At 76.0% G+C, this 15,547-nt stretch carries 12 protein-coding genes; 7 read left to right on the forward strand and 5 right to left on the reverse strand.

All coding sequences use genetic code 11. The features are described from left to right. Positions 1-237 precede the first annotated feature (237 nt). Together H7X46_RS16765 and hrpB are read left to right on the forward strand one after the other, a co-directional pair. On the forward strand, positions 238-1,725 hold the full coding sequence (locus H7X46_RS16765) for an alkaline phosphatase (RefSeq protein ID WP_186360300.1): 1,488 nt from the start codon (positions 238-240) through the stop codon (positions 1,723-1,725). Positions 1,726-1,789: 64 nt separating this feature from the next. Beyond that, the gene (gene hrpB, locus H7X46_RS16770) at positions 1,790-4,288 is read left to right on the forward strand and encodes an ATP-dependent helicase HrpB (protein ID WP_186360301.1); all 2,499 of its coding nucleotides are present in this window, start codon (positions 1,790-1,792) and stop codon (positions 4,286-4,288) included. Positions 4,289-4,298: 10 nt separating this feature from the next. Here hrpB and H7X46_RS29755 read toward each other — a convergent pair whose 3' ends face one another. Both H7X46_RS29755 and H7X46_RS16780 read right to left on the reverse strand, forming a co-directional pair. Continuing rightward, positions 4,299-5,114: a class F sortase gene (locus H7X46_RS29755; protein ID WP_370588812.1), complete on the reverse strand. Its 816-nt coding sequence runs from the start codon at positions 5,112-5,114 to the stop codon at positions 4,299-4,301. Positions 5,115-5,209: 95 nt separating this feature from the next. Then, positions 5,210-5,584: an excalibur calcium-binding domain-containing protein gene (locus H7X46_RS16780; protein WP_186360302.1), complete on the reverse strand. Its 375-nt coding sequence runs from the start codon at positions 5,582-5,584 to the stop codon at positions 5,210-5,212. Between the two features lie 155 nt (positions 5,585-5,739). Here H7X46_RS16780 and H7X46_RS16785 point away from each other — a divergent pair, with 155 nt between their 5' ends. Further along, positions 5,740-6,729 (forward strand): threo-3-hydroxy-L-aspartate ammonia-lyase, encoded by a 990-nt coding sequence (locus tag H7X46_RS16785; protein ID WP_186360303.1) that lies wholly within the window; start codon positions 5,740-5,742, stop codon positions 6,727-6,729. 163 nt (positions 6,730-6,892) lie between these two features. Here the strand turns inward: H7X46_RS16785 and H7X46_RS16790 are convergent, their stop codons facing one another. Further along, the gene (locus H7X46_RS16790; RefSeq protein ID WP_186360304.1) at positions 6,893-7,579 is read right to left on the reverse strand and encodes a hypothetical protein; all 687 of its coding nucleotides are present in this window, start codon (positions 7,577-7,579) and stop codon (positions 6,893-6,895) included. 222 nt (positions 7,580-7,801) lie between these two features. On the opposite strand from H7X46_RS16790, the gene H7X46_RS16795 reads away from it, so the two are divergent. Beyond that, positions 7,802-9,094 carry a DUF222 domain-containing protein gene (locus tag H7X46_RS16795; RefSeq protein ID WP_186360305.1) on the forward strand — a complete coding sequence of 431 codons (1,293 nt, stop codon included), beginning with the start codon at positions 7,802-7,804 and terminating at the stop codon, positions 9,092-9,094. A gap of 23 nt (positions 9,095-9,117) precedes the next feature. Here the strand turns inward: H7X46_RS16795 and H7X46_RS16800 are convergent, their stop codons facing one another. Next, the gene (locus tag H7X46_RS16800; protein WP_186360306.1) at positions 9,118-9,867 is read right to left on the reverse strand and encodes an IclR family transcriptional regulator C-terminal domain-containing protein; all 750 of its coding nucleotides are present in this window, start codon (positions 9,865-9,867) and stop codon (positions 9,118-9,120) included. Further along, positions 9,864-11,273 (reverse strand): APC family permease, encoded by a 1,410-nt coding sequence (locus H7X46_RS16805; RefSeq protein WP_186360307.1) that lies wholly within the window; start codon positions 11,271-11,273, stop codon positions 9,864-9,866. Before H7X46_RS16805 ends, H7X46_RS16800 begins: the two co-directional genes overlap by 4 nt. A 235-nt stretch (positions 11,274-11,508) precedes the next feature. Between H7X46_RS16805 and H7X46_RS16810 the strand changes: the two genes are divergently transcribed. The 3 genes from H7X46_RS16810 (at position 11,509) to H7X46_RS16820 (ending at position 15,475) form a co-directional block, all read left to right on the forward strand. Then, positions 11,509-13,005, forward strand: a complete 1,497-nt coding sequence (locus H7X46_RS16810) for an APC family permease (protein ID WP_186360308.1) — start codon at positions 11,509-11,511, stop codon at positions 13,003-13,005. Beyond that, positions 13,002-14,897: a primary-amine oxidase gene (locus H7X46_RS16815; protein WP_186360309.1), complete on the forward strand. Its 1,896-nt coding sequence runs from the start codon at positions 13,002-13,004 to the stop codon at positions 14,895-14,897. Before H7X46_RS16810 ends, H7X46_RS16815 begins: the two co-directional genes overlap by 4 nt. 125 nt (positions 14,898-15,022) lie before the next feature. Next, complete coding sequence (locus H7X46_RS16820) at positions 15,023-15,475, forward strand: GreA/GreB family elongation factor (RefSeq protein ID WP_186360310.1); 453 nt, start codon at positions 15,023-15,025, stop codon at positions 15,473-15,475. The last annotated feature ends 72 nt before the right edge of the window (positions 15,476-15,547 follow it).

A 15,547-nucleotide genomic window follows, 5' to 3' on the forward strand; every position in this document is an offset into this window, starting at 1 on the left:
ACCGGAATCCGTCCACCCGTTCGGCGCAACGGAAACGTCGAGAATTTCACCACGACCGGCGCAGCATTCGACCCGCGGCGATCGCCATGCCGCGGAACCGGGCCGCTGCGGGCCGGGCAACGCTCGCACGCCGGCCCACCCGGACCGGCCGATTGTGGCACAGACCACACAGGAACGGCACCGACCACCCGTCCGGGGCGGCGCCACCGGCCCGGACCGGCCACACCGGACCGCATCATGGACGCACCCGTCGAGGAGGAGACCGTGCCCGGACCGTCGAGGCGCATCGTGCTCGCCGGAGCGCTCGGATCGGCCCTCAACGGGCTGCTGCCTCCGGAGCCGGCCCGTGCCGCGGGCACCGCGGCTCCCCGGCGTCCGGCGTTCGCCGCCCCGTTCACGCTCGGCGTCGCCTCCGGGGACCCGGCGCCCGACGGTGTCGTGCTGTGGACCCGGCTCGCCCCGCGGCCGGACGCCGAGGACGGTCGCGGCGGGATGCCGGACCGCCCGGTCGACGTCGAGTGGGAGGTCGCCGAGGACGAGGCGTTCACCCGGGTCGTCCGGCGCGGCACCGAGACCGCGGTCCCCGGGTTCGCGCACAGCGTGCACGCCGAACCGGCCGGGCTCGCCCCCGGCCGCGAGTACTTCTACCGCTTCCGCGCCGAGGGGCACCTCTCCCCCGCCGCACGCACCCGGACCGCACCGGCGGCCGGGGCGGCGGTACCCGCGCTGACGGTGGCGGCGGCGTCCTGCGCGAAGTTCGGCGCCGGGTACTTCACGGCCTACCGCGCGCTGGCGGCCGACCACCCCGACCTGGTCCTGCACCTGGGCGACTACTTCTACGAGTCCGACGACGGCGACGTCCGCGACCCCGGCGGCCCGGAGCCGGTGGACCTGGCCGGGTACCGCCGCCGGCACGCCCACCAGCGCTCGGACGCCGACCTGCGGGCCGCGCACGCCGTCGCGCCGTGGCTGGTCGTCTGGGACGACCACGAGCTGGCGAACAACTGGGCGGGCGGCGACCGTGCCCGCGCACCGCAGCGGCGCCGGGCCGCGTTCCAGGCGTACTACGAGCACATGCCGCTGCGCCGGGCCTCGGTGCCGCGCGGGATCGACCTGCAGCTCTTCCGGCGGGTGCCGTGGGGGTCGCTGGCGACGTTCCACATGCTCGACACCCGCCAGTACCGGACACCGCGCGGCCGCGGCGGCTCCATCACCGGTCCGGAGCAGGAACGCTGGCTGCTGGAGGGTTTCCGCAGCTCGACGGCCGGCTGGGACGTGCTCGGCCAGCAGGTGTTCTTCGCCCCCCGCGGGGGTGGCGGGCACAAGAACGACACGTGGGCGAGCTACCCGGGCTCGCGGGAACGGATCACCCGCGGCTGGGTGGAGGCCGGGGTCCGCAACGCGGTCGTGCTCACCGGGGACGAGCACGTCCACCACGCCAACGAGATCCCCCTCGGCGACGACGGCCGGACCGTGGGCACCGAGCTCGTCACCACCTCGATCACCTCCGGTGGCGACGGCGAGGGCGGCGCCGGCGACGGCGGGCGCGAGAACCCGCACAGCCGCTACCGGGAGGACCGGCGCGGCTACCTCCTCACCCGGTTCACCCCCACCGAGCTGCGCGCCGACTTCCGGACGGTCGAGCAGGTGCGCCGCCCGGGCGCCCCCGTGCGGACCTCGGCCTCGTTCGTCGTGCCGGACCGGGGGGCGCTGTCGCGCCCGTGAGTGGTTCGGAGGGTCCTGGCCCTCGGAAGTACTCACGGGCGCGACAGCGCCGATACTGGGGCCGATGGCTGCCTCGCTCCCCGACCTGCCGGTGCGCGCCGTGCTGGACCGGCTGCGGCACACGCTCGACGACCGCGGGTCGGCCGTGCTCGTCGCGCCGCCGGGTACCGGCAAGACGACGCTGGTCCCGCTCGCGCTCGCCGGCCTGCCGTCCGGGCCGGTCCCCGGGGGGACGATCCTGGTCGCCGAGCCCCGCCGGGTGGCGGCCCGCGCGGCCGCGGCCCGGATGTCGGCGCTGCTCGGCACCTCCGTCGGGGACACCGTCGGCTACCGGGTCCGCGGCGACTCCCGCACCGGGCGGCACACCCGGGTCGAGGTCGTGACCTCCGGCTTGCTGCTGCGCCGCCTCGCGGCCGATCCGGAGCTGGCCGGGGTGTCCACCGTCGTGCTGGACGAGGTGCACGAGCGCCATCTGGACGCCGACCTGCTGCTCACGCTGCTGCTCGACGCCCGCGACGGCCTGCGGCCGGACCTGCGCCTGCTCGCGACCTCGGCGACGCTCGACGCGGCCCGCCCCGCGGCGTTGCTCGGCGGGCGGACCCCGGCCCCGGTGCTGGAGGTCGAGGCACGCACCTACGACGTCGCCGTGCAGCACGTCCCGCCGGCCCGCGGCGAGCGGGTCGAGGCGACCGTCGCGCGGGCGGTGCGGCAGGCCCTGCGGCACGGCAGCGTGCTCGCGTTCCTGCCGGGGGTCGCCGAGATCGGCCGGGTCGCGACGGCGCTCGACGGGGTCGACGCCGACGTCCTGCCGCTGCACGGACGGCTCCCGGCCGCCGACCAGGACGCCGCGCTGCGGGACGGCCCGCGGCGGCGGGTCGTGCTCGCGACGGCGGTCGCCGAGTCCAGCCTGACCGTGCCGGGGGTGCGTGCCGTCGTCGACTCCGGTCTGGTCCGGGTGCCGCACACCGACCACCGGCGCGGGCTGTCCGGGCTGGTCACCCGGCGGGTGTCGCGCGCGGTCGCCACCCAGCGGGCCGGCCGGGCCGGCCGGGAGGCTCCCGGGGTCGCCTACCGCTGCTGGCCCGAAGGCGAAGGACTCGCCGACGCCCCGGATCCGGAGATCCGGACCGCCGACCTGACCGCGCTCGCCCTGGACCTCGCCATCTGGGGAACTCCGGACGGGGCCGGGCTGCGCTGGTGGGACGCGCCCCCACCCGGCCCGCTGGCCGCCGGGCGGGCGGTGCTCTCCGCGCTCGGTGCGCTCGACGGCGCCGGCACCGTCACCGGCCGCGGGCAGCGGATGGCGGCGCTGGGACTGCACCCGCGGCTGGCCCGGGCGCTGCTCGACGGCGTCGCAGCGGGTGGGGACCCGCAGGACGTGGCCGGGATCGTCGCGGTGCTGGACGACGACACCCTCGCCGGCCCCGGCGACGATCTCACCCGTGCGCTCGCCCGGCTGCGTTCCGGGGACGCGCCGGGTGGGCGGCGGTGGCGCAGCGAGCGCGGCCGCCTCGCCGGGGCGTTGCGACGCACCGGCTCCGGCCCCGGCTCCTCCGCCTCGGGTCCGGGGGTCCCCAGGGGTGACCTCGTCGCCCTCGTCACGGGGCTCGCCCACCCGGAGCGCCTCGCGCGGCGGCGCGACACCGGGTCCGGGGTGTACCTCCTGGCCGGTGGCACCGGGGTGGAGGTGCCTCCCGGCCCGCTGCGGGACGCCGAGTGGCTGGCCGTCGCCGTCGCCGACCGGCGGCCCGGGCAGGTGCACGGCCGGGTCCGGCTCGCCGCGCCGACCGACCGGGAGACCGCCGAACGCGCCGGTGCGCCGCTGCTGGCGTCGGGCGACGAGGTCGTGTGGGCCGACGGCGACGTCCGCGCGCGGCGGGTGCGCCGGCTCGGCGCGATCGTCCTGGCCGAGCGGCCGGACCCGGACCCGGATCCCGCCGCGGTGCGCGAGGCGCTGGTCGCCGGCCTGCGCGCGGAGGGCACCGGGCTGCTGCGGTGGACGGCGGCCGCGTCGTCGCTGCGGGAGCGTCTCGGCTTCCTGCACCGGGTGCTCGGCCCGCCGTGGCCGGACGTCGGGGAGCAGGCGTTGCTCGACTCCGCGGCCGACCCCTCCGGGTGGCTCGCCGGGGTCCTGGCCACCGCCCGCAGCCGCGCCGACCTGTCCCGTGTGGACGCCGGGCAGGCGCTGCGCGGCCACGTGGCGGCCCACGTCGGTGCGCAGGCCGGACGGATCGACGAGCTCGCCCCGGAACGGCTCGCCGTCCCGTCGGGGTCGCGGATCGCGCTCGACTACTCGGGCGACGTGCCCGCGCTGCCGGTCACGGTGCAGGAGGTGTTCGGCTGGAGCGGGTCACCGACGGTCGGTGGCGGCCGGGTGCCGGTGGTGCTGCACCTGCTCTCCCCCGCGGGCCGGCCGGCGGCGGTGACGGCGGACCTCGACTCGTTCTGGGACACCGGCTACCCGCAGGTCCGGGCGGAGCTGCGGGGGCGCTACCCCAAGCACGCCTGGCCGGAGGATCCCCGGACGGCCACGCCCGGGCGGGGCACCGCCCGGCGGAGCTGACGCGGACCGGTCAGCGCACCTGCTTCGCGAACACGACGACGTTGTCGCGGTAGCTGTCCGCGCCGCGGTCGAACGTGCCGCCGCAGGTGATCAGGCGCAGCCCGGCGTGGTCGAGGTCGCCGTACACCTCGGCGGTCGGGAAGGCCGCCTTCGGGTACTGGTCGACGCGGGTCACCGCGAAGACCACCGACGACCCGTCGGCGCGGTCGACCCGGATCTCGTCACCCGACTGCAGGGAGTCCAGCTCGGCGAACGCTCCGGGTAGGCCCTTCCAGTCGACGTGCGCGGCCAGGACGGCGGGACCGAGCTCGCCCGGGGTGGGGGCGCCGGTGAACCAGCCGACGGTGCCGGCGTCGTCGGGGACCTGCATGGCGCCGTCCGGGTGCAGGCCGAGCGGGACGGGCGTGGTGTCGAGGCCGAGCCGGGCCACCCGGAGCCGCACCGGCTCCGAGCGGACCAGCGGTACCGGCCCGGCCGGGAGCAGCCCCGCACCGGTCGACGCGCGCCCCGGGCCGGGCCCCTCCCCGATCGCCCCGGTGCCGGCCGGAGCCGCGTCGGACCGCACCGGCCCGGCGTCGGCCCCCGTCCCGGCATCGGTCGGTAGTCGTGTGCCGCCGGCGGCCGCGGCGCCGGCGGCGTCGGGGTGGTGGGCAGGCTCGGGTGCGCGGGCGGGGTCGGCGGCCGCGAGGACCGCGACCGCGACCAGCACCGGGGCCGCGATCCGCACGGCGAGCCGGCCGGTGCCCCGACGGCACGACCGCCGACCGCCCGTCGCAGGCCGGAGCCGGTCGCCGGGCGGCTCGGGACGCGCCGGCGTCCCGCCCACGGCGGCATCCCTCCCGGCGCCGGCCGGCACCGTGCGCACGCCACCGACCTCGGCCGGGGGCACGCGAGCCCCCCGCTCCACGACCGGCCCGGCTCTCAGCCCCGGCGGGCGGCCACCGCGCGGCGCGCCGCGACCGCCCCGACCCCGCCGGCGGCCAGCGCTCCGAGCGCGACCGGCAGGACGTCGGCGGGCCCGCCGCCCGCCTCGACGCCGCCGACCGGGGTGGCCGTGACCTGGCTGCTCTCGTCCGAGGTGGCCGCCGCCGGGGCGTAGGCGTGGTCCTCGCAGGCCTGGCCGTCGTTGTCCCGGTCGAGCCGCTCGGGGTCGCCCGGGAGCAGCGCCGCCTGGGCGTCGGCCTGGGACGCGAAGTCCGGGCAGTCGCGGTCCTGGGCGTACGCCGCTCCGGCCAGCGGGACGGCGGCCGCCACCGCGAGCAGGGCGGCGGCGGAGAAGGTGCGCAGGCGCATCATGTCGGGGGAATCCTTCCGGGAAAGCGGACTGAGGTGGTGGGAGCCGGGGAGCCTCGCCCGGTAGAGCGACCCGGACGTGGCGGTCGTTACACACCGTCGCCGAACGGCGTCGGAACGCGGTTGAACGGATCGGCCGGACCGCCGAAGCTGCCCCGGTGACCTCCGCACCGGACGACCTCCCCACCCCCGACGACGTGCCGGCCGCCGCGGCGATCCTGCGCGGCGTCGCCCACCGCACCCCGGTGCTGACCTCGCGGCTGACCGACGCGGAGGTCGGCGCGTCGGTCCTGATCAAGGCCGAGAACTTGCAGCGCACCGGCAGCTTCAAGTTCCGCGGCGCGTTCCATACGCTGTCCCGGCTCGGCCCGGAGCAGCGCCGCGCGGGCGTCGTCGCGTTCTCGTCCGGCAACCACGCCCAGGCCGTCGCGCTGGCCGCACAGCTGCTGGAGATCCCGGCGACGATCGTCATGCCGACCGACGCGCCGGCGTCCAAGCTGGCCGCGACCCGCGGGTACGGCGCCGAGGTCGTCCCCTACGACCGCTTCGCCGAGGACCGGGCCGCGATCGCCGCCGACCTCGCCCGGCGGCGCGGGCTCACCCTCGTCCCGCCCTACGACCACCCGCACGTGATCGCCGGGCAGGGCACCGCCGTGTTCGAGCTGCTCGAGGACCACGGCCCGCTGGACGCGCTGTTCGTCTGCCTCGGCGGCGGCGGGCTGCTGTCCGGGTCGCTGCTCGCCACGCAGGCGCTCTCTCCCGGCACGGCCGTGTTCGGGGTCGAGCCCGAGGCCGGCGACGACGGCCGGCAGTCCCTGCGTGCAGGCCGGATCGTGACCATCGACCAGCCCCGCACCCTCGCCGACGGTGCGGCGACCACCCACCTGGGCACGCGCACGTTCCCGATCATTGCCAAGCACGTCGAGAACATCCTCACCGTCCCCGACGACGCGCTGGTGGAGGGGATGGCGCTGTTCGCGTCCCGGTACAAGGTGCTGGTGGAGCCGACCGGCGCGCTGGCGTTCGCCGGGATGCGGGCGGCCGTCGCCGCGGACCCGGGGCGGTTCGCCGGTGCCCGCATCGGTGTGACGATCTCCGGCGGCAACGTCGACCTCGACCGCTTCGCGGGCCTGGTCAGCACGGCGTGACGCGCTCCGGCGGCCCTCACGAGCCGGGCCGGTCTCCGTTGGTGACCGGTCGTTCCGTCCGCCGGTCGCCGTGCACCACGGTCGGCGTGATGGGCACCGGGCGTCGGTCGCACGCAGGGCGACGTGGAGGTCGGTGACCGAGGCCGGGACGACGACCCTGCCGTCACCGCGTCGTCCGGGGGTCGCCGTCGGCGCGTGGAACGACGAAGTCGGGGTTCGCCACCGGCAGCTGCAGCGTCAGCGGCCCGGCCCGCTCGAAGGTGAACGTGACCGGGTAGGTCATCCCCGCCCGCAGCGGGGCCCGGAGGCCGAGCAGGGTGATCCCGACCCGGGTCGTGCCGGTGGTGGTCACCGACGAGACCGGTTCGTCGTACCCGGCGGCCATCGCCTGCCCGACGTCGATGCGAGTGTCCCCGGTGACCCGTCCGCCGGCGAACAGCGGGCTCCTCACCGACACCAGACGGTCGGCGCCGACCCCGGGGACCGAGGGGGACGCGCCGCTGATGATCGTGACCCGCAGCGGCACGTCGGCGCCGGGCTCGTGCATGGTGTCGCCGGCGACCGGGAGCCGGCCGTGCAGCTTCGCGTCGCGGACGAGCATCGCCCCGACGCTGCCCTCCGCGCCGTTGGTCGCGGTCACGTGGCCGGCGGTCTGGGCGAGCTGGCCGGTTCCACAACCGGTGACGACGATCAGCGCCACCACCACGGCGGTCAGCAGGCGCAGGCCGGGCGCTGGCTGCCGGCCGGACATCGGTTCGTGCACCACGGCCCACGCCTCCTCGCGTCGGGACGCCGCCTGCACCAGCGCAGTCGTCGCCGTGCCGGGCGGGACGGACACGTAGCGTGGCACGCCCGGTGTGAACCGTCTGTGGGGCGGCGCGCCGGCCCGGGCGGCTCGGGTCGAGAGGGCACGGCCGCCATGCCTCGCCGCGACCGGCTCGGGTGGCGGCGTGTCGCGCACCCGAGCCGGGCATCGGCCCGCCGGGGCTCACGGAGCGGGCCATGCGGTGAACGGTCACCTGGCGCGCCGAGCGGTCGAGAAAATGACATGGCCAGCCCCTATAATTCGAACATGCGAGCGAAGCAGTCGAGCGACGGCGGGGACCCGGTCACGGCCGCGCTGTCGGCGATGCTCGACCAGCTGTCCACGCTCGCCGACACCACCACCGACCCCGCCGGCGGGGTGACCGCCGCGACCCGGATCGACCGGATCGCGCTGCTGGAGAAACTCCGTGGCGCGGTCGCCGCCGCCCAGCACACCGAGGCGATCGGGTTCGCCCGCGCCCAGGTCGAGGACACGATCGCCCGCGGCGACGCGCACCCGGCCAGGGTGCAGCGCGGGATCGCCGACCAGATCGCGCTGGCTTCTCGCATCTCACCCACCGCCGGGTCGCGCCGGCTGGGCACCGCCCGGATCCTGCGTGCCGACCTGCCCGGCGTGCGCGGGCTGCTGGTGGCCGGGCAGATCTCCGAAGACCTGGCTGCCCAGGTGGTCTCGGAGACCCGGCACCTGACCCCGCAGCTTTGTCGGCAGGTGGACACCCAGATCATCGCCGCCGGTGTCGACGGGCTGAACCCGCGCCAGGCCGCGATGAAGGTCCGCGACCTCGCCTACCAGGCCGACAAGGCCGCTTATGTCCAGCGGGGCCGCACCGCCCGCAAGGACCGCCGGGTCACTCTGCGGCCGGCCCCGGACACCATGGCCGTGCTCTCCGCGCTGGTCCCGGTCGAACAAGGCGTGGCCGCGCTGGCGGCGCTGCGCCGGCACGCCGATGCCACGGTCGGGGTCGGCGACGAACCCCGCACCCGGGGCCAGGTGATGGCCGACACCCTGGTCGAACGCCTCACCGGCCAGACCGAAGCCGGCGATGTGAACGTCGAGGTCGGCATCGTCATCCCGGTCGACGCCCTGGTCGACCCCCGCTCCCCGGCGACTGCGCAGGTGGTCGGGCACGGCCCGATCCCGGCCTGTCTCGCCCGCGAGGTCCTGGCCGGCACCAAGGGCCGGCGCTGGTGGCGGCGCCTGTTCACCCGACCGGCCGGCGGACCGCTGATCGGCGCCGACCCCCGGCGCCGCTACTTCGACGGCGTACTCGCGGCGTTGATCCGGATCCGGGACGACGACCGCTGCCGGGACCCCTACTGCGGGGCACCGTGCCGCAACATCGACCACATCCACCCCGACGCACAAGGCGGACCCACCAGCTACACCAACGGCCGCGGCACCTGCGTACGCGGCAACCAGATCAAAGAACTACCCGGCTGGAGCACCGAGGTCACCCACGACGGACTCGGCACCGAACCCCACACCGTGCGGACCACCACCCCGACCGGCCACACCTACACCAGCCGCGCCGGACCCTGACCGGCGGCCACAACGGCAGCCCCTCAACCGAGCAGCGGGCCGAGGCTCGCCGCGTGCTCCCGCAGCAGCGCGACCAGCTCCGGGTCCGGGTCGGCCACCCGCGCGGAGGGCCCGGAGAGCGCCAGCCCGGCCACCAGCCGTCCGTCGGCGGGCGAGCGGACGGCCGCGGCGATGCAGCCGCGGTCCGGCCGCAGCTCCCCGGTCTGGCTGGCCAGACCGTCCCGGGCGACGGCGTCCAGCACCCCGGAGAGCTCCTCCGGGTCGGTGACGGTCAGCTCGGTGACCGGCCGCAGGTCCCGCACCAGCGCGCGCCAGTCCGGCTGCTCGGCCAGGAGCAACCGGCCGAGCGCGGACGCCTGCGGAAGCCGGGCCAGCAGGTCGGGGTCGCTGGGTGGGTGGTCCGGGTCCGGATCGGCCAGGTGCACCTGGCCGCCGTCGAACACGGCCAGGTGCACGCCCCACCGGACCCGCCCGCGGAGGTGCTCCACCACACCGCGGGCCGCGGTCGGCAGCCGCGGAACCGCCACCGGGGAGAGCCGGGCCGCCCGCCGGCCGAGCGCGAAACCGCGCAGGTCCGGCAACCGCACCAGGTACTCCTCCCCCACCAGCAGGTTCAGCACCCGGTAGGTCGTCGCGGGCGGCAGCCGCAACGCCGCCGAGATCTCCTTCGCGGTCACCCCGGGCCCGGCCGCGACGACCTCCTCCAGCACCGCGAGCGCCGTGCGGACGGCCCGCGGCTGCCGTCCGCTGACGGGGACCGGCCCGCCCGTCACGCGGCCCGGTCCCAGACGTCCGAGGCAACCGTCTCGTCGTAGACCCCGAGGTCGCGCAACCCGCCCCGGTGGCGGAGCACGCCGAACCAGGCCACCGCCGCGAGCAGCGCCGCCACCAGCACCACGCCGGTCGGCGGGGCGACGACCACGAACGCGACGAGCGCGGCGACCAGCGCGGGCACCGCGACGACCGCGGTCAGCACGGCGGCCGGCGTGAGCTCGCCGATCCGGCGCAGGAACAGCGGCGCGGCCAGGCAGACCAGCACGTAGGTGACGAGGAACCCGACGGTCGCCGCCCCGAGCAGCGCGATCAGCACGCTGCCCACCGGGACACCGGACACCACCGGCGCCGCCACCCCGGCCGTCGCGCACGGCACACCGAACCCGATCGCGACGTGCGGCGTCCGGAACCGGGGATGGGCGCGCCCGAGCACCCCGGGCACCACCCCGTCGCGGGCCAGCGAGAACAGCACCCGGGACAGCGCCGTCGCCGTCGCGACCGCGCAGGCCAGGAACGACAGCACGAGCGCCACGTCGAGCACCGGGGAGATCCACCACCAGCCCCGCGCGTTCGCGAGCACCTGCACCGGCTGGGCCTGCCCCGCCAGCCCACCCGGGACGGCGGCGAACCCGGCGACCTGCACCCCGGCCGCGAAGACGTAGAGCACGCCGGTGACGGCGGCGGTGGTGAACACCGCCCGCGGCACGGTCCGGAACGGCCGGCGCGTCTCGGCACCCAGCGAGGTCGCCACCTCGAACCCCACGAACGCGGCCAGCGCGGGCAGCACGCCGGCGAGCAGCCCGGTGAGGCCCGGTCCGGGCGGCTCCGGCAGCCCCGGACCGGGCAGCGGCCCCTGCACCAGGAGCAGGACGAACACGGCCACCAGCGCCCCGATCGCCACCGCCTCGACCAGCAGCACCACCCGGGCCGCCGGCCGCACCCCGCGGGCGACCAGCGCGGTGACCAGCGCCCCGAACAGCACGGCGGCACCGGCCGGCACCCAGCGGACGTCCGGGAGCAGCGGGGCGAGCAACGCCTCCAGGTAGACGACGGCGCCGGCGATCGCCGCCGCGCACAGCAGCAGGTAGCCGGCCACCCCGGCGACACCGCCGGCGAACGCCGGCCCGGACCCGAGTCCCTGCGCGGTCAGCGTGTAGAGGCCACCGGGCGCGGCCATCCGGGTGGTGAACCGCCCGATCGACGCGGCGACGAGCAACGCGAGCACCGTCGCGACGGCGAACGACCACACCGTCCACCCGCCCGCCGTCCCGGCCACGATCACCGGCGTCGCCGCCATCGCGGCGGACGGGGCCGACCCGGCGATGGACTGGGCGAGCACGTCGGCGGGGCCGAGACGTCGTCGCTCCAGGCCGTGCACCGGTGAGCGGTCGCGCAGCGGGGCCACGGGAGATCTCCTTGCGGCGGTCGGGGGTGATCCTCGGCTGCGGACACTATCGACCGGGGACGGGCCCGTGACCAGCACCGACGGGCCGAATGAGAAAAACCGCCCGCTCGTTCCCACGGCACGGGAATCGATGGCAGAGTGATTCGCACCACTCGGGACGGGCTGTTGTGCGGGCGGGACGGGGCACGTGACGGTCCCGACCCGTCAGATCCGCACCCGTCCCCCGGAGCTGCTGATGAGCGCACCGTCGTCCGACCCGAAGATACCCGTCGCCCCCGCATCCGCGCCGCGGCCGCACCGGCTCCGCGGCTCGCTGGGAGCCGGTTCCATCGTGTTCATGGTGGTCGCCGCCGCGGCCCCGCTGACGGTCGTGGCCGGCACCGTCCCGCTCGGTCTCGCGGCCGGCAACGGCGCCGGCTTCCCGGCCACGTTCGTCCTGTGCGCCGCCGTGCTGCTGCTGTTCGCCGTCGGCTTCTGCGCGATGAGCAGGCACGTCCCGGAAGCGGGGGCGTTCTACTCCTACATCGCCCGCGGCCTCGGCGCCGCGCCCGGTCTCGGCTCGGCGTTCCTCGCCCTGGTCACCTACACCGCCGTGCAGGCCGCCGTGTACGGCTACCTCGGCGCGACGTTCGACGCGCTGGTGCAGCACTACGGCGGCCCGGCTCTGCCCTGGTACCTGTACGCGGCCGGAGCACTGGTCGTCGCCGGCGTGCTCGGCTACCGGCACATCGAGCTGTCCGGCAAGGTGCTGGGCGCCCTGCTGATCGCCGAGGTGGCGATCGTGCTGGTGTTCGACGCCGTCGTCGCCGTCACCGGCGGGCTGGGCGAGGGCCGCTCCACGGCGCTGCTGCAGCCGTCGGCGGTCTTCTCCGGTTCCCTCGGCATCGCGGTCATGTTCGCGGTCGCGTCGTTCATCGGGTTCGAGGCCACCGCGGTGTTCCGCGACGAGGCCCGCGACCCGGAGCGCACCGTCCCGCGTGCCACCTACCTCGCGCTCGTGCTGATCGGCGCCTTCTACACCGTCTCGGCCTGGGCCGTGGTCTCCGCGTGGGGCGACGGGACCGCCGTGGCGAGGGCGGGCGAGGACCCGGGCAACATGATCGTCACCACGATCACGGCGGTGCTCGGGCCCCTCGGCGGCGACCTCGCCCAGATCCTGCTCGTCACCAGCCTGTTCGCGGCGCTGCTGTCGTTCCACAACGTGCTGGCGCGCTACCTGTTCGCGCTCGGCAACGCCGGGACGATGCCGGCGGTGTTCGGCCGCAGCCACCCCCGGCACGCGTCGCCGCACGCGGCGTCGGCGGCCCAGTCCGGCACCGCGCTCGCGCTGATCGCCGTGTTCGCCGTGACCGGGATGGACCCGGTCACCCAGGTGTTCGCCTGGATGGCCGGGACCGCGACGCTCGGTGTCCTCGCGCTGATGGCGCTGACCTGCCTCGCGGTGGTCGTGTTCTTCGCCTGCCTGCGCAGGCGCGGGACGCCGGTCGACACCCGGCCCTGGCACACGCTCGTCGCCCCGCTGCTCGGCCTCGCGGGGCTGCTCACCTGCCTGTCCCTGACCGTCGCCCACTTCCCGACGCTGATCGGCGGCTCGCCGGCGCTGGCGACCGCGATCGGCGCCGTGCTGGTGATCGCCTTCGTGCTCGGGGCGGCGTGGTCGCGGCTCGGCGGCTCCCGCCGCTCCGTGCCCGCCGCCCATCCGTCCACCACTTCCCAGGAGGAGATCCGATGACCGCCGTTCAGGAACCCCGGACCGACGCCGGGCACCCGCTCGAGATGACCACCGAGGCCGAGGTCACCGCCGTCCGCGCGGTGCTCGACGGGGCCGGGCTGCTCACCGAGCACGTCCGCTACGCCTTCTTCGCTCCCGAGGAGCCGCCGAAGGACCAGGTGCTCGCCGGGGCACCGGTCGACCGCCGGTTCCGCATCGTGCTGCTCGACCTGGCAACCGGACGGTCCTGGGACACCGTGGTGTCGGTGACCTCCGGCGAGCTGGTGTCCTGCCGGGAGCTGGAACCCGAGCGCGAGGGCCAGCCACCGATCATCGACAGCGAGTTCGAGTTCATCGAGGACGTCCTGAACGCCTCACCCGACTGGCTGGCCGCCCTGGAGAAGCGGGGCATCGAGCCGGCGTCGGTGCGGGCCGTGCCGCTGTCCGCGGGCGTGTACGACTACCCGGAGGAGGCGGGCCGCCGGATCGCCCGCGCGTTCGGTTTCCGGCAGGACTCCGAGTCCGACCACCCGTGGGCGCACCCGATCGACGGCCTGGTCGCCTACGTCGACCTCACCGCGCGCACCGTCGCCCGGGTGATCGACACCGGCGTCGTGCCGGTACCGGACGGCAGCGGGAACTTCGACGACCCCGCCGTCCAGGGCGAGCACATGACCGGCCTGAAGCCCATCGAGATCACCCAGCCCGAGGGCCGGTCGTTCACCGTGGAGGACGGCCACGTCCGCTGGGGCAAGTGGGACCTGCGGATCGGGTTCAACGAGCGCGAGGGCCTGACCCTGCACCAGATCGCGTTCGACGGCCGGCCGGTCTGCTACCGGGCGTCGGTGGCCGAGATGGTCGTGCCGTACGCCGACCCCGCCCCGGTCCGGTTCTGGCAGAACTACTTCGACTGCGGCGAGTACATGTTCGCCCGCTACGCCGACTCGTTGCAGCTGGGCTGCGACTGCCTCGGCGACATCCACTACGTCGACGCCACCATCGCCGACGACCTCGGCAACCCGAAGACCATCCGCAACGCGATCTGCATGCACGAGGAGGACCACGGCGTCCTCTGGAAGCACTCGGACATCTTCACCGGGTCCCGCGAGGTCCGCCGCCAGCGCCGGCTGGTGATCTCGTTCTTCACCCCGATCGGCAACTACGACTACGGCTTCTACTGGTACCTCTACCTCGACGGCACCATCGAGCTGGAGTGCAAGGCGACCGGCATCGTGTTCACCTCCGGCACGCCCGGCGAGTACGCGACCGAGGTGGCGCCGGGCGTCGGGGCCCCGTACCACCAGCACCTGTTCTCGGCGCGGCTGGACATGACCGTCGACGGGCTGGCGAACGCCGTCGAGGAGGTGGAGGCGGCCCGCGTCCCGATGGGCGACGGCAACCGGTACGGCAACGCGTTCGCCCGCTCCGCCACCCGCCTGACCAGCGAGTCCGACGCGCAGCGGGACGCCTCACCGGGCACCGCCCGGGTCTGGCACGTGGTCAACACCGAGAAGACCAACGCGCTCGGCCGGCCGGTCGGCTACGTGCTGCACCCGCACGGGCAGCCGACGCTGCTCGCCGACGAGGGCTCCTCGATCCACGCGCGGGCCACGTTCGCGTCGAAGGCGCTGTGGGTGACCCGCTACGACCACGCCGAGCGGTACCCGGCCGGCGACTTCGTCAACCAGAACCCGGGCGGCGACGGGCTGCCGTCCTACGTGGCCGCGGACCGGGACCTCGACGGCCAGGACGTCGTGCTGTGGCACACGTTCGGGCTGACCCACTTCCCGCGGCCGGAGGACTGGCCGGTGATGCCCGTGGACTCCACCGGCTTCACGCTGAAGCCGGCCGGGTTCCTCGACCGCAACCCCACCCTGGACGTGCCGCCGACCGCGGTGAAGCACTGTCACTGAGCCGGTCACGGCCGGGTGCTGGCAGCGTCGGGGCCTCCCCCGCTGCCGGCGCCCGGCAACCGGCGTGGCCTCCGGCGCTCGGCCTGGTAGTCCTCTCACCAGGGAATCCGTACGAGGGGTGGACCATGAGCACGACCCGGATCTGGCTGACCGCACAGACCTACGACGAGCTGCGCGCGGAGCTGCGCGACCTGCTCCGGCAGCGCTCGGAGGCGCCGGTCGCCGACCGCGAGCGGAACGACCCGCCGGGGTCGGACGCCGAGGCGCGGGAGCGCGAGCAGCGCATCCGGCGGCTGCAGGAACTCCTGCGCGACCCGGTGGTCGGCGACCGCCCGCCCGACGACGGCGTCGCCGAGCCCGGGATGGCGGTGACGGTCCGCTACGACGACGGCGAGACCGAGACCTTCCTGCTGTCGCACGAGGAGGGCCGGGCGGGCGCGATGATGGTCTGCTCCCCCGACTCCCCGCTCGGCCGGGCGCTGCAGGACGCGCGCGAGGGCGACCAGGTCCGGTACACGCTGCCCGACGGCGGGACCGCCGGCTGCACGCTGCTGCGCGTGGTGCCCTACACCGGGTAGCCCCTCGTTGCCGGGATCCGGCAACCTCGACGGGGTGAACCCGTCCGGGACGCACCCTGCACCGGGTGGGCC

The organism is Pseudonocardia sp. C8, assembly GCF_014267175.1.
Lineage (GTDB): Bacteria > Actinomycetota > Actinomycetes > Mycobacteriales > Pseudonocardiaceae > Pseudonocardia.